This is a genomic window from Rhizobium jaguaris (assembly GCF_003627755.1).
GTDB classification, from domain to species: Bacteria; Pseudomonadota; Alphaproteobacteria; order Rhizobiales; family Rhizobiaceae; genus Rhizobium; species Rhizobium jaguaris.
Genome location: NZ_CP032695.1, coordinates 2,068,554 through 2,093,128 on the forward strand (window position 1 = coordinate 2,068,554; position 24,575 = coordinate 2,093,128).

The 24,575-nt window shown below is 59.2% G+C and carries 10 protein-coding genes; 4 read left to right on the forward strand and 6 right to left on the reverse strand.

Features of this window, described 5'->3' with window-relative positions:
• The first annotated feature begins 120 nt into the window (after positions 1-120).
• Together CCGE525_RS31770 and CCGE525_RS31775 are read left to right on the forward strand one after the other, a co-directional pair.
• The gene (locus CCGE525_RS31770; RefSeq protein ID WP_120708162.1) at positions 121-1,047 is read left to right on the forward strand and encodes an SMP-30/gluconolactonase/LRE family protein; all 927 of its coding nucleotides are present in this window, start codon (positions 121-123) and stop codon (positions 1,045-1,047) included.
• A 240-nt stretch (positions 1,048-1,287) separates the two neighbouring features.
• Positions 1,288-1,779 carry a TetR family transcriptional regulator gene (locus CCGE525_RS31775; RefSeq protein ID WP_245472221.1) on the forward strand — a complete coding sequence of 164 codons (492 nt, stop codon included), beginning with the start codon at positions 1,288-1,290 and terminating at the stop codon, positions 1,777-1,779.
• A 307-nt stretch (positions 1,780-2,086) separates the two neighbouring features.
• Here the strand turns inward: CCGE525_RS31775 and CCGE525_RS31780 are convergent, their stop codons facing one another.
• From CCGE525_RS31780 to CCGE525_RS31795, 4 genes are all read right to left on the reverse strand, one after another.
• Positions 2,087-3,178, reverse strand: a complete 1,092-nt coding sequence (locus CCGE525_RS31780; RefSeq protein ID WP_120708163.1) for a porin — start codon at positions 3,176-3,178, stop codon at positions 2,087-2,089.
• Between the two features lie 825 nt (positions 3,179-4,003).
• Positions 4,004-4,906 carry an NADP-dependent oxidoreductase gene (locus tag CCGE525_RS31785; protein WP_120708164.1) on the reverse strand — a complete coding sequence of 301 codons (903 nt, stop codon included), beginning with the start codon at positions 4,904-4,906 and terminating at the stop codon, positions 4,004-4,006.
• Positions 4,907-5,015: 109 nt separating this feature from the next.
• On the reverse strand, positions 5,016-5,438 hold the full coding sequence (locus CCGE525_RS31790) for a DoxX family protein (protein WP_120708165.1): 423 nt from the start codon (positions 5,436-5,438) through the stop codon (positions 5,016-5,018).
• Between the two features lie 55 nt (positions 5,439-5,493).
• Positions 5,494-6,333 (reverse strand): DODA-type extradiol aromatic ring-opening family dioxygenase, encoded by an 840-nt coding sequence (locus CCGE525_RS31795; RefSeq protein ID WP_120708742.1) that lies wholly within the window; start codon positions 6,331-6,333, stop codon positions 5,494-5,496.
• Positions 6,334-6,485: 152 nt separating this feature from the next.
• Here CCGE525_RS31795 and CCGE525_RS31800 point away from each other — a divergent pair, with 152 nt between their 5' ends.
• Together CCGE525_RS31800 and CCGE525_RS31805 are read left to right on the forward strand one after the other, a co-directional pair.
• A complete protein-coding gene (locus CCGE525_RS31800) occupies positions 6,486-7,409 on the forward strand; it encodes a LysR family transcriptional regulator (protein ID WP_120708166.1) in 924 nt (307 codons plus the stop codon).
• A 651-nt stretch (positions 7,410-8,060) separates the two neighbouring features.
• Positions 8,061-9,989, forward strand: a complete 1,929-nt coding sequence (locus CCGE525_RS31805) for a methyl-accepting chemotaxis protein (protein ID WP_120708167.1) — start codon at positions 8,061-8,063, stop codon at positions 9,987-9,989.
• A 293-nt stretch (positions 9,990-10,282) separates the two neighbouring features.
• On the opposite strand, the gene CCGE525_RS31810 is transcribed toward CCGE525_RS31805, so the two are convergent.
• Entirely contained in the window at positions 10,283-10,615 is a 333-nt protein-coding gene (locus CCGE525_RS31810; protein ID WP_120708168.1) for a hypothetical protein, read from the reverse strand.
• Between the two features lie 1,007 nt (positions 10,616-11,622).
• Positions 11,623-24,465 (reverse strand): beta strand repeat-containing protein, encoded by a 12,843-nt coding sequence (locus CCGE525_RS31815; protein WP_120708169.1) that lies wholly within the window; start codon positions 24,463-24,465, stop codon positions 11,623-11,625.
• Between the last annotated feature and the right edge of the window lie 110 nt (positions 24,466-24,575).

The following is a 24,575-nucleotide window of genomic DNA, read 5'->3' on the forward strand; positions in this document are numbered from 1 at the left end:
GCACGGCTACCTTCTCCATCAGCTAGACACCGTGTGGTCAACACATTATACCAGTATACCAATAACACAAGTGACCAGGCCTGTTTTGTCGAGCCTCGGGAACAAGCGGAGGAAAACGGCATGAACGATCAGGCAGGAGACGTTCGGTTCGAGGTTCTCGACGAGCGGTTTGAGGCTCTCTTCGCCCCGCATATTCAAGTGGAAAGGCTGTGGACCGGCGCGCGCTGGTGCGAGGGGCCGGCGTGGTTCGCCGCGGGACGCTATTTGATTTGGTCAGATATTCCCAACGATCGAATGATGCGCTGGGATGAGACCGACGGCTCCGTTTCCGTTTTCCGCGCACCGGCCAATAACGCCAACGGCAACACAGTGGATTGGCAGGGCCGACTTGTCACCTGCGAGCATCTAACACGACGGGTTACGCGCACCGAACATGACGGCTCTATTACAGTGTTGGCGGAAACTTTCGATGGCAAGAGATTGAATTCGCCCAATGATGTCATCGTTCGATCGGATGGATCGATTTGGTTCACCGACCCTTTCTACGGCATCATCACCGACTATGAAGGCCTCGTTCAGCAACGCGAACTGGAGGGATGTCACGTTTATCGGATTGATCCGTTGACGGGCCGCATCCGGCAGATGACCGACGACTTTGTCCAGCCGAATGGACTTGCCTTCTCTGCTGACGAGAAGACCCTGTTCATTGCCGACACTGGGGCCACGCATCTGCGCGATGGCCCGAAACATATCCGCCGGTTCAATCTCGGTGACGATGGGCGTCTTTACGGTGGAGATGTCTTTGCGACATCGACGTGCGGTATCCATGATGGAATCCGGCTGGACCGCGATGGCAGGGTATGGGCAAGCGCGTTTGACGGCGTGCATTGCTACGATCCCGATGGCACGCTGATCGGCAAAATACGAATTCCCGAAATCGTCGGGAATTTGACCTTTGGCGGCCGTCGCAGGAACAGGTTGTTCATCTGCGGGACCAGCTCGATTTATTCCGTCTTCGTCTTCACCTCCGGCCTGGCGATGGGCTAGTAAGATGCTCGTGTTTGACGTCCTCCGATCGCAACGTTAACGGCCGCGCTCCCTGCCAGCTTCCGAGGGGCATACTCCACGCAGATCGCTGCTGTGATACACAAGCTTGACGGCGATATGCTGGATGAGCTGAACACTTGATCCCGAAGCCGAACATAACGGTGTTGTAAGCACAACAATAGACGTTATGACTATGTGCGAGGGCTGAAGGGGCGCAGCTCGGAAATCGGAGGGGAATAAATGAGACGCACAAAGGAGGAAGCGGCTGAAACCAGACGTGAGGTATTGCGAGCGGCGGAAGCGCTATTTCTCGACAAGGGCTATGAAAATGTCACCCTGGACGAAATAGCAGCGGCGGCGGGCGTTACGCGCGGAGCAGTCCATTGGCACTTCAAGAACAAGCAGGGTCTTTTGTTTGCGATCCGCGACAAGGCGCAGCAGCCGTTCAAGGAACTTGCGGAGCGAATTGCGGAAGGGCACGCACCCAATCCGCTTGAGCTGGTGGCGGAGACGATTTCGGCGACATTCGCGGATCTTCAACAGGAGCCGCGCAAACGTGGGCTACTGAAAGTCATAATGTATCTCGACATGGCATTTTGTGAGGAGGTCGCAGATAACGCGAATTCTTTCCGGCATGACATGCGAGAGCACTTCGCAAGAATCTTTCATTCCATGGATGCCATCAGGCCGTTGCCTCCCCTTGGACGGCAGATACTGCCGCTTCCGCTTTGACGGCCGTCATTGGAGGGTTGGTCGGAGAATGGGCTCTCGATAAAGGCGACTTTCAATTGGTTCCCTGCGGCCAAGCTCTTGTCAAAATGATCCTGGCCACCTGGTTTCCGACGCATTAGGGACGCACAATCCCAGCCGATACGGCCATCGAAATCCAAGACAGCTGCTGACGCACGTGAAAAGGGTTCGGTAGGGAAAACCGAACCCTTTCCGTATTTGATCGGAGGTCAACCGATCAGTGTAAGAAGCCTGCAGGATTGGAAACCGCAGGCTTCTCATACCCGGCAGAAGGCCGGATAACTTCAGATTAGAAATTACGCTCGAAGCGCAGGATACCGGCCCACTGGTCCTGATTGACCGAATCCCAATCGGTATAGGAGACTTCGGGCTCGATCAGGAGGTTCTTAACCGGGTTCCACTTGACGTTCGTCGTAGCGGCGAAGATCTTGGAGTCGGTATAAGCGAGCTGCAGGTTCCACTTCAGCTTGTCGTTGATCGGAACGCCAACGCCACCCCAAACTGCCCAGTCGCCCCAGCCGCAAAGGTCCGGACGGCCTGCCGGGCAAGCAGAGCGGTCCAGGTTCGTACCGGCATACTTGTTCAGCTTGTCGCCATCCGTGTTCCAGCCGCCCATCAAGAAGGCAGAGAAGGCACCGAAGTCGGCATCGACGCGAGCCTTGACGGCACCTTCCTCGACGATCGAGTCATAGCCGCCGACGACCTTGACACCCCAGATGCCGGACTTGAAGCCAGCACCGGCAACGACGTCCGGAGCGTAGTGATTCGCTTTGTCATCGCTCCACCAGCTGGAGCCATAGGAAGCGCCCGAGCCGCTGGAGTTGCTGTCTTCGACCGAGACCACAGCCGTGAAGCCGTTGCCGGCGTCATAGTTGTAGGTAATCTGGTTGAGTTCGTACGGGCCGTCGTAGATCACGTCGTCGTTGATGACGTCGCCAGCGTAACCAATGTAAGAGTTATATTGCGAGTCTGCTTTACCGACCGTGAAACCACCGAGGCTGATATTGGCAAACAGCAGTTTGGTGGTCGTCGAATTACCTTCGCTCCAGTCCCAACGCAGAACCATGTTGGTCTTCAGCGGGCCGTATTCGGTATCCGTTGCGGTATCGAGATTGAGCTCGGCGCGGGTGTGCCACAATGTGCCGACCTTGCTGTTCGGGTTGTAGGCATCATACCACTCGCCTTCAGTACGAACCTTGCCGCCGATCTTCAAGCAGGTTTCAGTACCCGGAATAAAGAAATATCCCGCGCCATAGGCGTCGCAAATGCGAACGTACTGAAGAGGCTCCGGTTCGGCAGCGACGATGGCATCCGCGGCATGCGCGCCAGAAACTGCGGCAAGCGAGGCAGCAGAACTGATCAGAAGGCTTTTCAAATTCATATTAAACTCCTGGTTGTAATTTACATTTCAAAGATCCAGTGCGCATGCAGGTTCATTTGCCCATCCCATATGGAATTGGCCTCGCATCAACACGATCGAACAGTCCTGCGATTGCTCTGCTTGAAGTTGGCTTGAGTCCCTCTTGTCCCACCCGCGACACGGCTTTGAAACGCCCTACCGATGCGGCCGACACGCCGACCGCAAGACATATTCATGTCCTGAGCTTTATTTACAAACCAACGGTATGTTTGTCAATTATATGAAGGTGCCCTTATCACGAGCTTCGGGCGCTGTGACCAATATGCAACTATCAGCTTTGGCGCCGGGATTTATGCCGCTGGATGCATTGGGTCCGCAACTTTGAAGAGAGAAATTTGGTGACCTTCTCGCCGCTTACGGATTCCGGATCGTGGTGGGGCCCGTATCGCACGTGTGGTTGACCCCTGTCGCCATTGCGTCTTCACAATTCTGAGAGACGGGCTGATCGTGCGCGCCTCGACCGGAGCGGCGCCGACCGACTAAGATGGTTTAGTTGGCCGGCGAATGATCATATGCTCCAAAGCGGAACGGCGACAGAGACGATCCTGCCGCCGGCCTCGACGTGGTTTATCTCAAGGTCGACCACATCCATCGCATGATCTTGGTAACCTCAGATCAGAGTCCTGATATCTTCCATATATTTGTCTAGGATTATCGATGATCGGAATGCTGCCGAACAAAACAACCCAACTTCGATAGGAGAGGCTGTCTGCCGGCGAAGGCCGTGAACTGGGATGGCTATCGAGCCTTCACGGCCTCCGAGTACAGCTTCTGTCTATTCTCCGTTCAATGCTTGAGAACAACCTTCCCTTGGGCGCCCGCCGCGACTGCATTTTGGGCAGCTCCGATCTCTTCCAGAGCAAAGGTTTGCGAGATCGGTATTACAAGCACCCCCCTTACGGCGGCATCCAGGACTGCATCGAGTGTTGCGGCATCGGTTCGATGATAGAGTTCATGGATGATCACGCGGCTGTCCCTCTTGGCGCCCTCGGGCACTGGAACGATGCTCGCGACTTGGCCGCCGTCTCGGACATGAGCGATGAGATTTTCGGCCACTGGTGCCGCAGCACTGATCGCGTAGTCGAAGCCGGGGCTTTCCGGCGACGCCGTTATGTCCACCGCCTCACCCGCCAATTCGCGAGCCTCGCCCAATCGCTCCGGCCGGACGCCGGCCACCGGCTTGGCGCCGATCTGCTGGAGATATTGGATGGCCGCGCGGCCGACGGAGCCAAGGGCGCCGGAAACCAATACGCGGTCGCCAGCCTTGACTCCCAGAGCATCCACGGTTTGGCGCCCCGTAAGCCCGGCCTTTACCAACGCCGCTCCTTCCTCGAAGCTCAGCGCGGCCGGCAACTTGGCGACGGAGGTGCTGGGAACGACGCCGAATTCGGCATGAGCCCCTTTACCGTCAGCCGCGAAGTCGGCAACGACCCTGTCACCGATCGCCACTTCGGTAACTCCCTGGCCGACTGCGGCGATGATGCCCGCGGCATCGCCGCCCAACACTGCCGGTAGCGGAAGCGGTATGTACTGAGCCATAAAACCCTGGCGCAGGATGAGATCGAAAGGGTTGACGGCCGAGGCTTCGATCTTGATCAGGACTTCGCCTGGCCCCGGCTTCGGTGTCGGAATCTCTCCGATCTCGAATTGGTCGATATCACCATAGGATTTCAGAAGAGCAGCCTTCATTGCTTGTCTCCAGAAGCTGGTTGTTGCTTTGATTGATTTGGTTTTCCCGCAGGGCAGCAGACCTGCCGGGTCGAATGCGCTCCCGTGGCGGGACGGGAGCGAATTGGCTCTATGCGCCTTCGGTAAGCGACACCTGCTTCGCGGACGGGCGCAGGACATTATCGAGAGCCCAACTGCCCGGGCCGGCGAAGGCGATATAGAGGAAGATGAAGCAGAACATGATGGCGGCCTCGCCCATGTTGAGTGCCGGCCAGAAGCCCTGCGGCGCGTGAGCCATCCAATAGGCGGCCGCCATTTCGCCGGAAGCGATGAAAGCTGCGACGCGCGTGTAAAAGCCGACCGTTATCAGCAATCCGGTCACGATCTCGATTGCGCCGGCAACGAGCATGATGGCGGGCAGCGGATAGGGCACGCCGGGAATGGCGGTGGGGAACTGGAAGAACTTCATCGTCGCATGTTCAAGGAACAGCAATGCGGTTACGATCCGCAAGATGGCGAGGATATGAGGCGTCCACTTGGTTGTGTTCGGCATGGCATTACTCCTGATTGGCTGTTGATACGTTCAAGCGGCTTTGACCGATCGTCGCTCATTGTGCGGATGAGAGGGCCTCGGGCACATTTCCGAAGCGGAAGCTGGAAGCGGTGATGCCGCCTGCGAAATCGGTCTGATGGTAGGTGACGACACCGGGTTCATCCCTGGCTGCACCGACCACCACCATCAGCGGAATGAGATGATCCTCGCGCGGATGTGCGGCGCGGGCGGAGGGGGCTTGTTCCCATTCGAGCAGCCGCTCGGCACGCTCATAGGGCGAGGAATGGACCAGCGTCTGCTGGAGCCAGGCGTCGAACTGCCGAGAGGGCTCATAGCCGCTGGTGCCCCGGATTTCCCGCAGGTTATGATAGCTGAGGCCACTGCCGATGATCAGCACACCCTCGTCGCGCAATGGCGCAAGAGCCCGTCCTACCTCGAGATGCAAGGCCGGATCGTAGCCCACGTCCAGGGAGAGCTGAACCAGCGGGATGTCTTCCTCGGGGTAAAGCGGCTTCATGATACTGAAAGTGCCATGATCGAAACCCCGCGTCGGATCGAGGTTGACGTCGATTCCGCGCACATGCAGAAGGTCCTGAACGCGCTTGGCAAGCGCCGGCGAACCGGGCGCGCCATATTTGATATGATAGAGATACTCGGGAAAACCGTGATAATCGTAGACCATTCCCGGTCTGGCACCCGATGAAATGGCAAAGCCCTGTTCTTCCCAGTGGCCGGAGATCACCAGGACCGCCTTGGGCGCATTGGCGAGCTCTGCCCGCATCTCGATCAGCGATTGCTCGAGCTTGTCGAAGTTACGGCGGAAACCATCGGTGATATACGGCCACGGACCGCCGCCGTGACTGACGAAATAAGTCGGAAGCCGAAACTTGCTCACCTGCTGCATCCTTGTTGAGCCGCACCAGTCCACGGGTGCGAAATCGCGGGAAAACGAGCCCTGCCCGTGTTCATGCAGCGAATTTGAGCCTTTCACAGATGTTGATCAATGCGTCTTACATTGAAGAAACATTTCCTATACGTTGATGATCGATGGATAGTTTGACGAGCCTGCGAGTCTTTTGCACAGTGGCCGAGCTCAGGAGCTTCACGGCAGCCGCGGAGCGCCTTGGCCTTTCGCCGGCCATGGCCAGCAAGCATGTTATGCACTTGGAAAACCGGCTCGGAACCCGGTTGCTGAACCGAACCAGTCGCCACGTCAGCGTGACCGAAACCGGTATGCTCTATTTCAACCAGACCAAGCAAATGCTCGACGGGCTGGATGAGGTGGAGGCCGCCGTCAGTAACGTCACCGTCATGCCGCGCGGGGTTCTAAAGCTCAGCGCTCCGGTTTGGGCTGCCAATACGCTGATTGCCCAAGCCTTTGCCGAATATCACGAGCGCTATCCCGACGTGCGCTTCGACATGGATCTGAGCGGCCGGATCGTCAATCTCGTGGACGAGGGCTTTGATCTGGCCCTGCGTGCGACGGCTCCCGAACGGCTAGACCCCAGTCTTATTGCGCGCCCATTGATGAAGGTCACCTTTCACCTCGTCGGATCACCCGCCTATCTGTCGCGTACAGGCCGCCCGACCCGGCTGGCCGACCTCAATGGTCACTCGCTGCTGGCCTATAGCGGCATGAATGCAAGCGGCAGCATAACCATCGACGGAGCAGAAGGCCCCGTAACGGTCAACCTTCGGCCCGTCATGCAAAGCGAAAACGAAATCATGCTGCATCTCGCAGCGCTCGAAGGCATGGGCCTCGTCTTCCTGCCCGTATGGATGACGCAAACCGACGTTGCCGAGGGCAGACTGGAGATGGTTCTGCCCGAACAGGTGAAATTCACCGCGACCCTGCACGCGGTCTATCCCAGCAGAAAATATCTCTCCGCCAAGGTTCGTACTTTCATCGATTTCCTCGCTTCAAGGAAAAACCTTTGTTCGGGGGCAACCGAAGATCAGCCGGCCAACTAACTTCGTCCGATCAAATCAGGATCTCGCATGGCCTGACCTACGCACTGGGCATCGGCTAGATCACTGAGCACCTGGTGCTCGTATTCACCACAAACCTCTTCCTGTTGCATTCCAGCGCTGCGCGCGTGGCATCTATCCTAGGCGTTGACGGATGCCGTGCTCATCGCCGGCGTTCAACATATAGCGCCGCAGACGTGGACCATGTTGCGACTGCATTGCACGCCGCCTCTCAATGCGTACACACTAATGTAGATCATGGTTGTATTTTATCCACCAACATGCAACTAAAGCAAATGAAAAATAGAAGTTGGATTCCAAAAAGCCGATTCCACCATCTAACGGTATATCTGAAATAATACCTCAAATTATATTTTGAATACAACTTTCAAATTGCATAAATCTTCGTGAAAACAACTTATAATAGTTATTTCACCCGCCAACAAGTGACAGAAGTACTTTATTCAATTAGTACGATTTTTGATTATTAATTGTTTCATCAGATGTCTCTGCCATTTTTGACGTGCAGCGCCAATAGGCGGCGAGCAGGATGCTCACGCCTGCAATGTTCCCAGCCTTCAGAGCAGGCGATAGCCGACCTATACAGACCTTGTCGCGTAGGCGGTCACCGGCTCCCTAAAGTGGACGAGCCCCATGAGCATTTTTCAGAACGCCAAGATCAGAACAAAGGTCCTCTGCGTTATCATCCCGATCTGCCTGATCGGAATTGCTGGTGCCCTACTCGTATCGTCTCAATACCGCGATACCGTTGCAAACTACTCCAGATTCATCTCAACGGATGAGGCGGCATCGATCCAGATGTCGATGGCCAATCAGCGATTGGCGGCACTGAGTTACAATGCCTATCAAATCCAACTCTACAATTCCAAAGATTCAGAAATGGCTGGGTTCCTCAAGAACTATGAGGAAAACAAGCAGGCCCTTCTGGAACGCTTCGCGAATGTCAGGAAATTGGTGCCGGAACAGGGGGCCGCAGTCGAAGAACTCTCGGTAAAGGCCAATAATATCGTTGCTGTCACCGACAGAGCTGTGATGGCGGGTAAGAATGACGACAACGACGCGGCGACCAAGCTTTTGAAGCAGGCCGACGGACTGATTAGCAACGAAGCTCTCGCCATTCGCCAGTGGGTTGTCGCCTTCAATGAGAACATCGGCACCAAAAGTGAGCTGCTCAACAAGCACGCGACGAGCACGATTACCAATACCTTGATCGCGCTCGGCATTCTTTTCGTCGCTGCGATCCTGATTGCAGCGCTGATTTCAGCACGCGGCATTGCCGCGCCCATCGAACGCCTGCGGGCGCGCATGGCTTCTCTCGCCGACGGCAACACCCAAGAACAGATTGCAGGCATCGGACGCAGGGACGAAGTCGGTCAGATGGCCGAGGCCGTCGCAGTGTTCCGTGATAATGCCGTCGAACGTATCCGGTTGGAACAGGAAGCTGCCGACGGTCGCAGTCTCTCAGAAAGAGAGAGGTTGGAACGCGAGGCTCAAAAGGCGAAGGACACGGCTGACATCCAATTTGCCGTCGATGGCCTTGCAAGCGGTCTAGCCGAGCTTTCAAACGGCAACCTGATCTACCGCATCGAGCAGCCATTTGTCGCTCATCTTGATCGCCTGAGAGCAGACTTCAACGCATCGATGGCAAAGCTTGAGGAAACGCTTCGCGCCATCGGCCAAGGTGGCCAAGCCATCGCGGCCGGCGCCAACCAGATCCGCTCTGCCGCGGACGATCTCTCCAAGCGTACGGAGCAACAGGCAAGCTCCGTCGAACAGACGGCAGCCGCACTTGAGGAAATCACCACGACCGTCAAGGATTCCACTCGGCGCGCAGAGGAAGCAAGCTCGCTGGTTGGCCGTGCTCGCATCGGCGCCGAGAAATCCGGCGAAGTCATGCAGGAGGCGGTTGCGGCAATGGAGGCAATCTCGAAATCGTCGGGCGAAATCAGCAACATCATCAGCGTGATCGACGATATAGCCTTCCAGACGAACCTGCTTGCCCTCAACGCCGGCGTCGAGGCAGCACGTGCGGGCGAAGCCGGCAAGGGTTTTGCCGTCGTCGCGCAGGAAGTGCGCGAGCTTGCGCAGCGATCCGCCACTGCCGCCAAGGAGATCAAGACGCTCATTTCGACGTCCGGTCAGCAGGTAGGCAGCGGCGTCGATCTTGTCACCAAAACCGGGCAATCGCTCCAGCAGATCGTCAGGGAGGTGGAAGAGATCGACCGCAATGTACGAGCGATCGTCGAAGCCGCGCGCGAACAGGCAACCGGCTTGCAGGAGATCAATACGGCCGTCAATAGCATCGACCAGGGGACGCAACAGAATGCAGCCATGGTCGAGGAGTCTACCGCCGCAAGCTATAGCCTGGCCAAGGAGGTGACAGCGCTGAATGACCTCCTCGGGCAATTCAATCTGCAAAGCGAACGCAGCCATGCACGCCCGGCTACCGCGACGGAACGGTCCAGTCCCACCGCATCGCCGGCGCGCTCGCTCCGGTCCAGAATTGCCGGCGCATTCGGTGGCTCCGGCGGAGCCGCAGTGGCATCCTGGGAAGAGTTTTGATCTTGTAGGTCCCGGCCAATCCTTGAACGATTGCCTAGCTTCAAAATCAAGGATCGCGGGAAGGTGCAATTCGCTTCCCGCAGCTGCATTCGATCGATATCGTCACGTCGTCCGAGTTCCGGCCGCTGAAGCGTTGTTGCGTCAAACTGCTCCACTAAAGCAACCGACAACTTCCTAGACTGCAATCACGTGCCGGAAGCGTCTTTTCGCATAACGATGAATCGCACACTTAGCACCCAACGGCCCTCCACCAAGAGTCGGCATAATGTAAAGCCAGCTTCAGTGACCGGTCTTTAAGGAAAATCGTGAGACTTATAATAAGCTGAAAGTCTTCTCAGTTGTACTGCTATCGCCTTCGCGTCGCCGTAGTTGTCCGGAACTGTTAAATATTCACCTGACCTACTAACCGCAAACGCCCAGTGCGCGACTATTGTCCTGTTTGGAACGGGAATATTGGTTTGCCTATTCCGGAAGAAAATCCAACAATCCTCATTCTCGACATACTCATCCTCCAAAATCGAGCCGATGCCACTTTTCGGCAGGAATTCGCCAATGATGCCCTTTGCCTCACTAATTGCTATCTCGCGTGCTTCTCGTAATGTAATCAGCTTTTTTGTTGTATTCACCTTTATCCTGCAGCTCGAGGTTTAATTCCACGTTTGTTCGACCTTAGCGCGCCTGCGCCTCATAGCATCCAGCATAGGAGACCAATAGTGGTCAGGACGAATAGCCACTGATCACCAACTGAAACGGGGGCCGAAAGACCCATAGTAACCTGGTTGCGACCCGCTCGGATCTAACTGGTTATCTCGCTGCACTCTCTCTGCCCATCGCCGACGGTCGGCCGCTTTGTCTTTGTCGTTGACGGAATCTGCCGACTTGCTTGCGGTTACGGGCGCAGATTGGCCTCCAGCTCTGCCGACTGTTGAGCAGGAGGCCAGGAAAACAGCCGAAAGAATAATCGGAATGCCAAAGGCAACAGCCCTCATGAGCCCGTATTGGATCGGCTGCAAAGACATTCTCACTGCCCCCTTTGACAATCTCAGATAAAGAGATGTTATTCGATTTCACATCGAGCGGAAACTATAGCCTCGAAATCTGGTGACTAGATCCTGCACAATAGCGTTTATTTCGCGTCTCCTCACAGGTATCACGGCAAAGCAATGCCGTCTTGTTGTTGACTAAGGAAAATCCCCATATCCGGCTGAACGCTCCGTGGGAGGAAGCCCAGCGTTTCGCTCGCGCGGCACCGAACGACACTATCAAGGCCATCTCGCGCGAAGGGTATGGATCAAGCATCGTCACGACGTCGGACGAACCCGCGGAGGCCAGCTTTTTGTGAGGAGGATAACATCGCTGAGTTGGCGACGATCGCGACGCAACGTCACAATCATGGTCGATCCTAGCGACACTTCGTGTCCAACGATCTCGGTGGGAAAGCGGCAGCGCTTGTAATGGTGCGCAGTGGGGCTGGTCCAATGATCAATGGTCATACCCGCGTATCAGCACCAGCCGTTAACGCGGCGCCTCCCGATCGACACAACGCTTTGCCATCGCGGCGGCATCCATTTCAAATGAAAAGCGGCGCGTCCGGGACGCGCCGCTTCCAGATTTGAGTGCCCGTTTAAAGGCGTCAGGCGCCAGCGGTTTGCGTATGGGTTGCAAGCTGCTCGTCGTGATTGTTGAACAGCACGTGGACGGCATCGTGGCCTGTCGGCGTGTAGTTCTGCAGCGTGGCGACCACATGGGTTTCCGAGCCGGTGTTGATGCTGATCTTCGTCGAATTGGTTGCGGTATCCACCGCTGCCGTCATCGACGCGACGGCATTCGCCTCGGTCATGCCCGGGTGTTCGCCGACCAGTGCGTTCAGCAGGTTCGAAACATCCAGCTTGTCGCCCTCTCCCTTCGGGCTGAAGTCGGTGATGACGTCGGCCATGTTGAGGTTGTGCAGGGCCTGGGCATCGAGCACGAAAGTATCCGCGCCGGCGCCGCCGGTGATGATGTAGCCACCGCCGCTCGTCAGCGTGTCGCTGCCGTCGGTGCCATAGAGGTGGCCGAGCCCGCTGAAGTCAATCTCGGCATAGTCACCGTCGTGGCCGAGCGAGAAGTCGCTGGCCGTGTAGTCGCCGGTGAGACCAATGGTGGCGGTGTGGTTACCGTCGGTGACCGTCAGCACGCCACCAGTTTTCTCAGCGTTTTCCGCATAGGAGAAGCTGGCGGTCGCGGCAGAGATATCGCCGAACCGCAGCGCGTCATTACCGTCGAGGCCGGCGATCGTGCCGGTGAATGCGGCCGCGTGGTCGATGGTGATGGTAGCCTGGGCGTCCGTGCTCAGCGTGATCGCCTCGCTGAACGAACCACCGATTTCGAGGCTGGCGTGGCCCGACAACAGCGCCGTGCCGCTGCCGCTGACATTGCCCTCGAGATTGATGTTACCGCCATTCGCCCACAGTAGGCCGTCATTGACGACGCCGCTGTGTATGTCGAGGCCGCCGGTTCCGGTCGCCTCCAGCGTGCCGGTGTTGCTCACCGCGTTGACACCGGTGTCGATGACAAGCGCGTGGCTGCCGTCGGCAATGATCGTGCCCTCGTTGACCAGCGTCAGGTGACCATCGCCGAGCTGGCCGGCACCGGAGATCGTGTTGTCAACATTGGTCAGTGTGACATCATCGCCGCTGCCGACGATGACGTTGTGCGCATCGTCGGAGAACGTCATCGTGCCGCCGCCGGTCAGCGTGAGGCCGTGCTGCACGATTTCGAAGGCCGTCTCGCTACCGGTCGAGGCGAGATGGATGCTGCCGGTGTTGTCGAGTGTGCCGCTGAACGGCAAGAGCGCGCCGTCGCTGAGGACTATGTCGCCGGTATTGTGCGTCACCACTGCCTCGTTGAAGAGGAAGTCATTCGCGGTGAGCGCTGCGGCGCTGACGCCTGTCAAGGTGATGGTCTCGCCATCGCCGAGCGTGATGACGGCATTGCCCGACGCGTCGGTCGACAGGTGGGCTTGAACATCCGCGAAGCTATTGAAGCCTGCGAAGCCGATCAGATCGATCTTGTCATGCGCCGTATCGAAGTTGTGCACGACGTCAGTGCCGATGGTGTTCGCAAAGACCAGCGTGTCGTTGCCGCTCGATGCGGTGAGCGTATCGTCGCCCGACCAGGCGAAAATCGGCGAACCCTTGGCATAGGCTTCGACGTTGTCGGCCACAGTGGCCATGCCCGTCGAGCCGTCCGCATTGGTCCAGGTCTCGGTGACCTGAAGAACCAGTGCGCCGGTGGCGCCATTGGGCGACGTGACCGTCAGCGACGACGGATCATTCGTCACCACAGACCAGGTGCCATCGGCATTATGCGTGCCTTCGCTCAGCGTCCAACCTGCCGGCACTCCGGCAATGCTCAACGTGACCGCGCCAACGTGATGCGACGGATCAGAGAGCGCGAGGTTCATGGCCTCGCCGGAGATGCCGGCTGGCTTGAATGTCAACACGTTGCTGTTTGTCCCGGCGTTGCCGGCTAGATCGGTATAGCTACTCCCCGAAACTGAGGCAGACTTCCAGCCATTGTTCCAGTTGAAAATATTCGCCGTGTAGATGTCCTGGCCGAAGGCATTCACGCCAACATGCTTGAAGTTGTAGAGCGAGTAATTGCTATCCTGCGTAACGTCATTGATGTTGAACCCAGACACTGCCTCGCTGAAGGTGAAGGTCATCACGCCGCTGTTCTGCGTAATGACAAGTGTCGGCGCCGTCGTATCGATCTTGATATCATAGGCGCCGCTCGGCGATAGCGGGCTGGTGGTGCCCGCATCCGTGAGTGAGGCCCGGAAGTTATAAGTCGATCCGTTCGTCAGCGTCGGGGTGGTAATATCGACATACCCATTGCTGATATTGGTCGACGTCAGCGTGACGGCTATGCCGAGTGCGGTCGTGCCGTTATAGAGCTGCACCGTATCACCGCTGACAGCACCGGTTTCGGTCAGGCTTACGCGAATACCAAGATTGGTGTCATCCGTAACCGCACCGTCAGCCAGGTTGCCTTGGATCGACCCGACATTGTCGGTGACACTGCTGATGCTCGGTGCCGACACGGCCTCGTTGGTGCCGTGGATGGTCACTACGATATCCTGCGAAGCTGTTCCGTCCGCGGACGCTACAGTCAGCTTATCCGTAACCGTTTGCCCTCCGTTCAAAGCCTGCACATTCGAGGCAGAGTTGTTGAGTGTGTAGCCCCAAACACCGGTCGTCGCATTGAAGGTGAACGTGCCGTAAGTGCCAGTCAGCGATGCGGGTGTCTGGAAATGGCTCTGACCATTGTCGACGTCGGCAACCGTCAGCACACCATTCGCCGTCAATTGGCCGTCCTCGGTGACCGAACCGGTCGCCGAGCCCGAGATCGAGGCGGCATCGTTCGTGCCGTTGACCGTCACCACGACCGTCTGCGTCGAGATGCCGCCCTGGCCGTCGCTCAACTGGACCTTGAAGCTTTCCTGCGGATGATCCGAAGCCGTCAGCGGATCGGCCTTCGACTGATCGAGGAGATAGGTCCAGGTGCCGTTCGCATTGACGCTCAGCGTGCCGTAAGCACCCGTAACCGACCCGCTCCCATTGGCAGTCTGGCCGCTGCCCGCAACCACCGACCACGTCAGGGACGTGTTGTCGACATCAGCCCCGGTCAGATGGCCGGAAACCGTGTTGTGAGCACTGTCATTGGCAACGCCAACGCCGGCCTCAGTCACGGCACCGCTGGCGCTGTCGCCGCTGGCGATCGAGATCGTCGGCGCGTCGTTCGTGCCGTTGACCGTTACCACGACAGTCTGCGTCGTGACGCCACCTTGGTTGTCGCTCAATTGAACCGTGAAACTTTCCTGCGGATGATCCGAAGCCGTCAGCGGATTGGCCTTCGACTGATCGAGGAGATAGCTCCAGGTGCCGTTCGCATTGACACTCAACGTGCCGTAGGCGCCGGTAACCGATCCGTCTGGATTGCCCGTCTGGCTGCCGGTCGCAACCACCGACCACGTCAACGATGCACTGTCAACATCAGCGCCGGTCAGATGGCCGGAAACCGTATTGTGAGCGGTGTCGTTGGCAACGCCAATGCCGGCCTCAGTCACGGCACCGCTGGCGCTGTCGCCGCTGGCGATCGAGATCGTCGGTGCGTCGTTCGTGCCGTTGACCGTCACCACAATCGTCTGCGTCGTAACACCACCTTGGTTGTCGCTCAACTGAACTGTGAAGCTTTCCTGCGGGACATCCGAAGCATTCAGCGAATTGGCCTTCGACTGATCCAAAGTATAGGTCCAGGTGCCGTTCGCATCGATGCTCAGCGTGCCATAAGTGCCGGTGACGGACCCGTTCCCATTGGCAGTCTGGTTGCTGCCGGCAACCGCCGACCATGTTAACGACGTGCTGTCGACATCAGCCCCTGTCAAATGACCCGAAACTGTGTTGTGAGCGCTGTCGTCGGCGACGCCAACACCGGCCTCAGTCACGGCACCGCTGGCGCTGTCGCCGCCGGCGATCGAGATCGTCGGCGCGTCGTTCGTGCCGTTGACAGTCACCACGACCGTCTGCGTCGTGATGCCACCTTGGTTGTCGCTCAACTGAACCGTGAAGCTTTCCTGCGGATGGTCCGAAGTATTCAGCGAGTCGGCCTTCGACTGATCGAGGACATAGGTCCAGGTGCCGTCCGCACCGACGCTCAGCGTACCATAAGCGCCCGTAACCGACCCATCTTGACCGGCCGTCTGGCCGCTGCCCGCAATCACCGACCACGTCAAGGTCGGGCTGTCGATATCAGCCCCGGTCAGATGACCGGAAACCGTGTTGTGAGCGCTGTCGTCGGCAACGCCAATGCCGGCCTCGGTCACTGCACCGCTGGCGCTGTCGCCGCTGGCGATCGAGATCGTCGGCGCGTCGTTCGTGCCGTTGATCGTCACCACGATGTCATGGGTCGTTCCGTCAACCGAGGAAACCGTGAACGTGTCGGTTCTGCTCTGGTTTGCACCCAGGCTCTGCACAGCCGACAGGCTGTCATCGACCTTATAGCTCCAGTTGCCGTCCGCATCGATCGTTAGCGCACCCAGATGCGTACCGTCAGGGTTTATGGTCGCCGCTTGGAATTTGCCTTCGCCCCGATCGGCATCATTGATGATCAACGTGCCGCTTGCCTGCAGATGACCGTCTGCGGAAACGTTCAGGTCCTCCGTGACGGCCCTGCTATCGGCACCGCCGATCTCCGCCGGGTGATTGACGTGGTCCACAGCGATGGTGAAGGCGCCTGTGCCCAATGTCACAGAGTCACCGTCGGAATCCATGGCCTTCACATACTGCGAGAAGTCGAGTGTCTGGTCCTTGGCACCATCGATTGTCTGGTCAAGCACGAACGTGGCATGGCCGCTGCTGTCGACCGTCAGTGTGAAGACCGTGGTACCGTTCGCCGAGCCGGTGATCGTATGCCCATCCGTGCTGGCGAGGGTGATGGCCGCGCCGTTGTAAGTCAACTCGGTGCCGCCTGTCAGGGTACCGGAAGAGGTACCGGCTGCGACCGCGTTCGCCGACCAGGTCAATGGGCTGTCGGCACCAGAGTTAACGAGCGAGGTCAGTCCCGCCGTCATCGTTGCGGAGTGTTCGGCGGCTGTCACCACACCATCGTCGGAGACGGTTGCGGAAATCTCGGTACCGGTCAGCGTCGGCGTGTCGTCGGCGATATTGAACGTCAGGGTCTCCTGAGCCGTTTTGCCGTTCATATCCGTCACCGTATAGGTGAACTGATCCGTGTCTCCCGATGGGTTCGAGCCCGCATGTGTCAGCGTGTAGGTATATGCACCATTCGCGTCGATTACGAGATCACCGTAGGAACCGTGGATCGTCGTCGTCTGGCTGTCCGGGGCCGTTTGATCGACGCCTACCGCCGTGCCGTCGGCACCCACAACGCTGGTGATGTGCGGATTGTCCAGGGTGCCCAGGGCAATGCTGCCCGTGGCTGTCAGTTCAGAAGGCTGCGGGTTGGAGCCATCCGAAAGATTGGCTTCCGACAGGGGCGTTGCATCGACTGTCGGAGCGAAAACCGTCGGGGCGATGACAGCAGACGTCGTCTGCGTCGCGACATCGCTGAAGCCCTGGCCATCCGTATAGTTCACCGTCAGGATCAACGAATGCCCGACATCGGCGTTCGTCACCGTGTAGGATGATCCGGTTCCGAGAACCGTATGGGACTGATCGTCCGCCCAGCTCCACGCATAGGTCAGACCGGACTGCCCGTGATCCGGGTCGTTTGTCGCGATCGCCGCGTTCAGCGTGTCGCCTGCGACGAGCGCTTTGCCCGTATGCGTCGTCTGATCGGCAATCGAGACCGTCGCCCTGCCGTCGTCAACGGCGGTCACGGTGACTGTCATCGTATGAGCGGCCGACGTGTCGACGCCGCCGTTGGCCGTGCCGCCATTATCCTGGACCGTGAAGCCGAAGTTCGCGGTTTCGGTCGCGCCGGCAAATCCCGCCGAAGGCGTGAAGTGGAGCGTTGAAAGCGCGCTCGCGGCGATGTGCTGACCGACCGTGACGACTGTCCCGCCAAGATAAAGCGTCCCACCCGTCGGAAGGCTGGTGATGGTGACGGATTTCAGCGTATTGCCATCAATGCTATCGCTGAAGGCGAAATCCTTCGACGAGAAATAATAGGCCGCATGTTCGCCGGTGGAGACGCTTCCGTCCACCGTGGTCGGCGCGTGATTGACGCCGTCTACCCTGATCGTGAAGGTGCCGCTGGTTTTGCTGCCGTCGCCGTCGGTGACCGTGTAACCGATCGAGAGTGTCGAGGAGTGGCCGAGCGCCAGGGCATCGAGTGCGCTGCCCGGCGTGACGGTGACGTGACCGGCGTCGATCGTGACCATGGAGGTGCTCAGCGTCGACCCGACGAGATCTCCGTTGGCGCTGACGCTGTCGACATGGATCGCCCCGCTCTGGGCCGCTCCGTCGGCGCCGAAGGCGATGGTTCCGGAAGCCAGTGCGAAGGTCGCGCTGCTGTCGTTCTCATGCATCGATCCGACCAAAATGGTGCTTGCGATCGGCTTATCATCGGTGATGCTGAAGGTCAGGGTTGCAGTCTGGCTTTCACCGTCAATCGGCGCGTCGCTGACCGTGACGGCGAAGGAGTCATGGTTGCTCGCCCCGCTCGTGGTGCTCGTCAGCGTATAGGTGTAATTGATGGCCGTCGTGGTGACGCTGAGGATGTGCAGCGTTCCGTAGGCACCCCGAACGGTGGCATTGGTATCGCCATTGGCGATTGTGGCGCCGACGTTGAACGTATGGCCTGCGATTGTCACCGTCGAAGGCGCATCGCCTGCGGTGATTGCGATACTACCCGAATGAACATTGGCGACGCCGGCCGCTCCCGTACCACCCGGCAAGCCGCTTTCGCTGACGCCTGATACCAAGCCGGCCGAAGAGATTGTCGGAAGGCTGTCCGTGGCCGACTGCACGACGATGGTGACGGAGCCGCTGCCCAGGGTGACAGCATCGCCGTCGAAATCCGTCGCCGTAACGTATTTCGAGAAGTCGAGCGGCAGCGTTTTGCCGCCGTCGATCGCATGGTAAAGGTCGAATGTGGCGTGACCGCTCGCGGGATCGACAGTCAAAGTGAAGACCGTGACGCCTCCGGCCGAGCCGGTGATCGTGTGTCCATCCGTGCTGGCGAGCGTGATGGCCGTACCGTTGTAAGTCAATCCGGTACCGCCCGTCAGGTTACCGGAAGACGTTCCACCGGCAACCGTGTTCACCGACCAGGTCAATGGGCTGTCGGCGCCGGCGTGAACGAGCGAGGTCAGATCTACCGTCGTCTCAGCGGGATCATGGGTGGGCGTCGTCGTCGTGTCGGTAACATGGATGTTGTCGGCCGTGACTGTCAGTGAGCTGTCATGCGGATCGATCTCGAGCGACGTCAGTTGTTTGCCTTCGAGGGCAGTGCCGGCGGCCGAGAAGGTCGTACCGGCAGTCGTCACCGAATAGGTGTGGCCTTGCGCATCGGTGCCGATGATCGTGACGGTCTTGGACGACACGCCTTTGTGGTCAAACACACCTATATCCATCTGGGTGAGGACAAAGGTCGTTCCCGCGTTGGACACGAGCACGATTTCGCCACCCTTGGACGACGAGCCTACCTCACCGCCGCTGACGGTGCCTTCGGTAACTGTCAGTTTGGCAGCCGCAGGATTCACCGTGTGGAAATCGATCGTGTAAGATGCCGTCGTCACTACGGGAGCATTGATCGCCGTTTCCGAGACGGTCGCGGAAACCGTGGCATGATCAACCAGCGTCGGTACATCGTCGATCACATCGACCGTGAAGCTCTGCGTGCCGTTCGTGGTGTCGCCGTCGCCATCATGGCCAGCAACCTGGAAGGTCAGCTTGATATCCGAGAGGTTGGTTTGACCGTTGACGTCGTCGAGCGACTTGTAAAGCGTGAAGTTGTAGGCGCCGCTGGCGTGGCCGCTGTCCTGGGACAGGACCACCTTGAAGACCCAGCTCGACTGGTCGGCGGCATTGCTGCCGGTGTAAGCGATGAGCGTCAAGCCGTCACCGCTGAGTGAGTAGGACAGCGCATGGCCGCCAGAGCTGAGCTTGGTCGCATCAAGCGTCTGATTATTGCCGTAGCTTGCGGTGAAATAGCTGCCGTTCGAACCCGCTGCGAAGGTGACAGCATGGGCGGCCGGGCCGTCGGCGCCGAAGGCGAGATTGAGCGCAACCGCGCCAGTGCTGATGCCAGAGGGCGACAGCGAACCCGAATTCGTCAGAAGGTCATGCTCGGCAAGTGTCTTCGTCGATACGGCACCGCCGATCGACGGGCCGTCATCATCGAAACGAATGCTGCTGCCGATGGAAACGGACTTGGCGACGGTGTCGCCGTCGCTATCGGTCGCGCTCAGCACCGCCGAGAGCTTGCCGGTGAGATCGACCGTATCGCCGTCCGACTTAGACGTGTTCGGGTTGGCAAGCGACATGTACTGGGCGATGCTGACCTTGCCGCTGTTGTCGAGGCGGATCGCAAAGGCGATCTCGCCGTCTGCAATCTTGCCAACGACGGTACCGTCGCCGAGCTGCGAGAGCGTAATCGCCTGACCAGCAGTCGTCTTCAGACCGGAGTCGGCATTGTCGATATGAAGCGTCAGGCTGCTGGTCGCGCCCGACGCATCGTCGGCGCCCATCGAAACTGACGGAGAGACGACGTTGTGCTGAGCGTAGACCGTCGACATATAGGGATCGGTGCCGCCAGTTATGCCGGCAAACAGGCTCTTGACCGCATTGCTGGCGTTGACGTCGTTGTCGCCGCTGCCGCTCTCGTCGATCGTGATCGAGCCCGTGAGGGCCAGATCGACCTTCGGCGTGTCATCAACGATGGTGACCTTCAAAGCGCCGGTCAGCGTCACGTTGTCGCCGTCGCCGTCAGTCGCTTGAATGACGGAACCGAAGTCGATGGCCGAGATCGAGCTATTGCCCGAGCGCAGGTCGTTGCCGGGACCGGCGACGTTGTCGAGCTGATCGTACTGCTGGAAGGTGAAATTGCCGTTGCTAGACAGCGACAATGACAGGACAGGGCGGTCGAGGAGCGGATTGAAGCCGCTGTGGTGGTCATTATCGACATAGCCGATGATCACGTTGTTGACGACGGCATAGGAGAGCGCTTCGCCACCCGAAGTCAGATGCAGAGCGGTAAGCGTCGACGCCGCATTCGCGGTGAAGCTGAAGCCGCCACCAACCGCTGCGCCGTCAGCACCGAAGGAAACGGTGGAAGCAACGGAGCCGGATACCGTGGCCGCAAAGCCGAAACCGAACAGTGCGGGCTGCGAGGACGATCCGTCATGCGTGCCATCGAGCGCGCTGTTGCCATGCGACAGGAGATTGTAAATGTCGCCCTCGTCGGCCCTGACCGCAACGGTCGTGCCGGAAGCAACCGGGACGTCGTCCGTGATGGCAATCGCCAGCGAGCCCTTCGCTGTATCGCCGTCGCCATCCGTGACCGTGAAGCCGAAATTCAGCGTCAGGCCATCTTCGGTCGTCGACGACGTCGAATGAACAAGCGGCGCATCCGCGGTGAAGCTGTAGGAGCCGTCCGAACCAATCGTCAGAACCGCAACGGTAGCATGGCTGGAGGCGCCGGTTGCCGTCCAGGTCGTGACACCGTTCGCCGCAGACGACGTCCAGGACACGGCTTCCTGGTGGCCGATGCCGTGGCTGTCGAGGTAGATCGCCTTCAGCGTCGGCAGGCTGTCCATCGACAGGCTCTTAACGCCATCGGCGCCGGCGGAGAACAGAGCCCCGGCATCGCCGTTGATCGTCTTTGCGTCGGTGGCGCCATCCAGGTTGCCATGTGCCTGCGCGTCGTCATTGAGCGGCGTGGAGGTGGTATCAACCTTATAGGCGATTGGTGCATCGTCCTTGACGGTGATCGTCAGCGAGCCACCGGCCGTATCGCTGTCACCATCGGTGACGGTGAAGTTGAAGGTCAGATCCTGCGTATTTTCCGCGGTCGGGCTTGCCGCATGGGCGACCGGCGCACTGAGCGTGAAGCTGTAGGAACCATCCGTGCCGATCGTGAGGGTCGCAACAGTCTGGCCGCTGTCCTTGCCCGTCGCGATCCAGATCGTCTCGCCGCCCGCCGTCGTCGTCGGGCTGCCCCAAACGACCGACTCGACATGGGCAAAGCCGTCCTTGCCGGTATAGATGGCGCTGAAATCCGTCGTCGCTCCGAGCGTCACCTGATGGACGCCATCAGCGCCGCCCGAAAAGAGCGTGCCGCTCGCGCCGCTGACCGTGTCGGTATCGGTCACGCCGACCGTGTCGGGATTTCCGCCCTTCAGCGCGTCGTCGTTCAGCGTCACGCTGGTCACGGTGACGGTGTTTGCCAGCGGCACGTCATCGGTAACGTGCAAGGTCAGCGAGCCGGCCGATGTATCATTGTCGCCATCGGTCACCGTGAAGGTGAAGGTCAGCGGCAAGCCTTCTTCCGTTGTGCCGGAGGTCGGATGGACGAGCGGCGCACTGGTGCTGAACGTGTAGGAGCCATCGGCATTGATGGTCAGCGTGGCGACGGTCTCGTGATTGGCGCTGGAAGCAACCCAAGTCGTCGCACCGCCGGAAATCGTCGGCTTGCCCCAGGTAACGTCTTCCTGCTGCGCGAACCCGTTGGCGTCGACATAGATCGTCTTCAGAGCCGGAAGGCTCGACTGATCGATCGAGACGCTTGCAAAGCCGTCGGCGCCAACACTGAACAGCGCGCCGGCGGCGCCCGAGACGCTATGCGCGTTGGCGTCGTTGGCATCCAGGTTTCCGCCGATCTGCGCATCGTCATTCAGCGGCGAAGCAGTGTTGTCAATCGTGTGAGCGACAGGCTTGTCGTCGGCGACGGTGACGGTGAAGGTGTTTGCGGCGGTATCGCCGTCGGAATCGGTGGCCGTATAGCCGAAGGTCAGTTGGATGGCGTCCGAGCCCTTGGCGTCGTCGAGCGACTGCACCAGGGTGAAGTTATAGTGGCCATTGTCGGTGTCCGATACCGTCGCATAGAAGACGATGTTCGAGCCAACTGCGCCCTTGGCATCTGCGACCGCCGTCGGAGCGACGTCGCCGGTATAGCCGACCAGCGTGCCGTCGGCCAGCAGCGCCGTATGAACCGCAAGGCCATGCGAGCTCAGTGCTTCGCCATCCTGGCCTTGTGTCGTAACCGACGCATCGGTGAAGGCGACCGAGCGGTCACCGGCGCCGCCCTTGTCGGTGTTGGCGTTATCGGCACCCCAGGAGATGTTGAGCGAGCCGGTAGTAATCGCATCGGTCTCGACATGCGGGTTCTCGTTGCCGCTCGCCAGAGCGCCTTCGGTGACCGAGCCTGCATCGCCAGTCGCAGCGACAGGCTTGTCGTCGGCGACGGTGATGGTGAAGGTGTTCGTGGCGGTATCGCCGTCGGAATCGGTGGCCGTATAGCCGAAGGTCAGTTGGATGGCGTCCGAACCCTTGGCGTCATCGAGCGACTGCACCAGCGTGAAGTTATAGTGGCCGTTGTCGGTGTCAGAGACCGTCGCGTAGAAGACCACGTTGGATGCGGAAGTTGCCGTCGGAGCGGCCTCGCCGGTGTAGCCGACCAGCGTGCCGTCGGCCAAAATCGCCGTGTGCACGGCCAGACCGTGCGAGCTCAGCGCGCCGTTATCCTCACCCGTCGCCGAAACTGTGGCATTGGTGAAGGCGACAGAGCGATCGCCGAGGCCGCCCTTGTCGGTGTTGGCGCTGTCAGCGCCCCAGGAGATGTTAAGTGAACCAGTGGCGGTCGCGTCGCCGGTCGCATGGGTCAGGGCTGCGTTACCGGCAGACAGAGCTGCTTCGGTAACCGAACCCGCCGTACCAACGGCCGCAACCGGCACGCTGTCCGTGATATCGACGGTCGCGACAGCCGAAACCGTATGGCCGCTCGTGTCGGAGACCGTGTACCGAAATTGCAGTTCAAGCACATCGCTGGCCGAATTGGCGCCACGGGAATGGTCGAGGGCAGCGAGCTGGGTGAAAGTGTACTCGCCGGTCGAGGCGTTGAACACCAACGTGAAGACAGTGACGCCATTGGCGACGCCGGTGACGGTCTGACCGTTCTGGGTGACGACAACGGGAGCGCCGCCGGAGGTCAGTCCCGACAGCTGCTGCGTGCCGCTACCGGTGATTTCTGCCTCGCCGACCAGCGTGACGGTGGTGATCGCGGCATTATGGCCGCCGAAGCCGAAGCGGCCACTACTGCTTTCAGTGACGAAGGCGCCAGTGCTGCTGCCGCGTTCGATCAGCGAGGCTGTTTCGGTCGCCTGCTGAAGGATAAAGGGAACGCGAGTCTGGGTGCCGGGCAGATTGCCGCCGTTACCGTTCCCGATTATGCCGCCAGGACCGAGGAGACCAATCAGATTAAGCGGCGTGCGGGCATTCCCAGCCTGGCTGTCCGTGAACTGGTGGCCGGAATCCGTGCTATTGCCCGCGTGAACCGAACCATCAGGACCTTCGGCGACGTTGACGCCCTGCTGCTGTAGGGCAGCGACGACGGCCTGCTGCGGCAGCGTGACGTCGCCGATCAGGAAGGTCGGGACGTGCAGCGCGCCGTTGATGATGACGATGCGCGTGCCGTCGGCCTGGACGAGAACAAGATTACGCCCCTCGACGTGGATGTCGTCGATCGAGGTGTTCGGTGGCAGATGAACGACGTTGCCATTGTCCGGCACAATTTGGATCGGCTGACGGGTGTCGGCGTTTTGCGGCTCGTTGGCGGCAAGGCGCGCGGTCTTGCCGTTGGCCTGCTGCTCGGCGGCCTGTGCCAGCTCGAACGCCGCGACATCAGCATTCTGCGACAACGGCAGCCGCTGATCCACACCGATATCGGCTGCAAGGCCCTCGTTCCGGTCGCCCGATACGAAATCGTTCGAAACCGCTTCGTGGTCTACCGTCGAAATGCGCGAATCTTCCATAAGTCTAACTCCCGGTGTCTCGTAATGTGGCGCCAATCAATTACGAGAGCGGGATGATTGCAATACTTCGTTAACCTCACCGATATAGCCGGTTATGCACGATCGCAGAT

Excerpts from the sequence above, each read along its gene's own strand:
- CCGE525_RS31770 (WP_120708162.1), top strand. The coding sequence starts at position 121 with ATGAACGATCAGGCAGGAGACGTTCGGTTCGAGGTTCTCGACGAGCGG.
- CCGE525_RS31775 (WP_245472221.1), top strand. The coding sequence starts at position 1,288 with ATGAGACGCACAAAGGAGGAAGCGGCTGAAACCAGACGTGAGGTATTG.
- CCGE525_RS31800 (WP_120708166.1), top strand. The coding sequence starts at position 6,486 with ATGGATAGTTTGACGAGCCTGCGAGTCTTTTGCACAGTGGCCGAGCTC.
- CCGE525_RS31815 (WP_120708169.1), bottom strand. The coding sequence starts at position 24,465 with ATGGAAGATTCGCGCATTTCGACGGTAGACCACGAAGCGGTTTCGAAC.
- CCGE525_RS31805 (WP_120708167.1), top strand. The coding sequence starts at position 8,061 with ATGAGCATTTTTCAGAACGCCAAGATCAGAACAAAGGTCCTCTGCGTT.
- CCGE525_RS31780 (WP_120708163.1), bottom strand. The coding sequence starts at position 3,178 with ATGAATTTGAAAAGCCTTCTGATCAGTTCTGCTGCCTCGCTTGCCGCA.
- CCGE525_RS31790 (WP_120708165.1), bottom strand. The coding sequence starts at position 5,438 with ATGCCGAACACAACCAAGTGGACGCCTCATATCCTCGCCATCTTGCGG.
- CCGE525_RS31785 (WP_120708164.1), bottom strand. The coding sequence starts at position 4,906 with ATGAAGGCTGCTCTTCTGAAATCCTATGGTGATATCGACCAATTCGAG.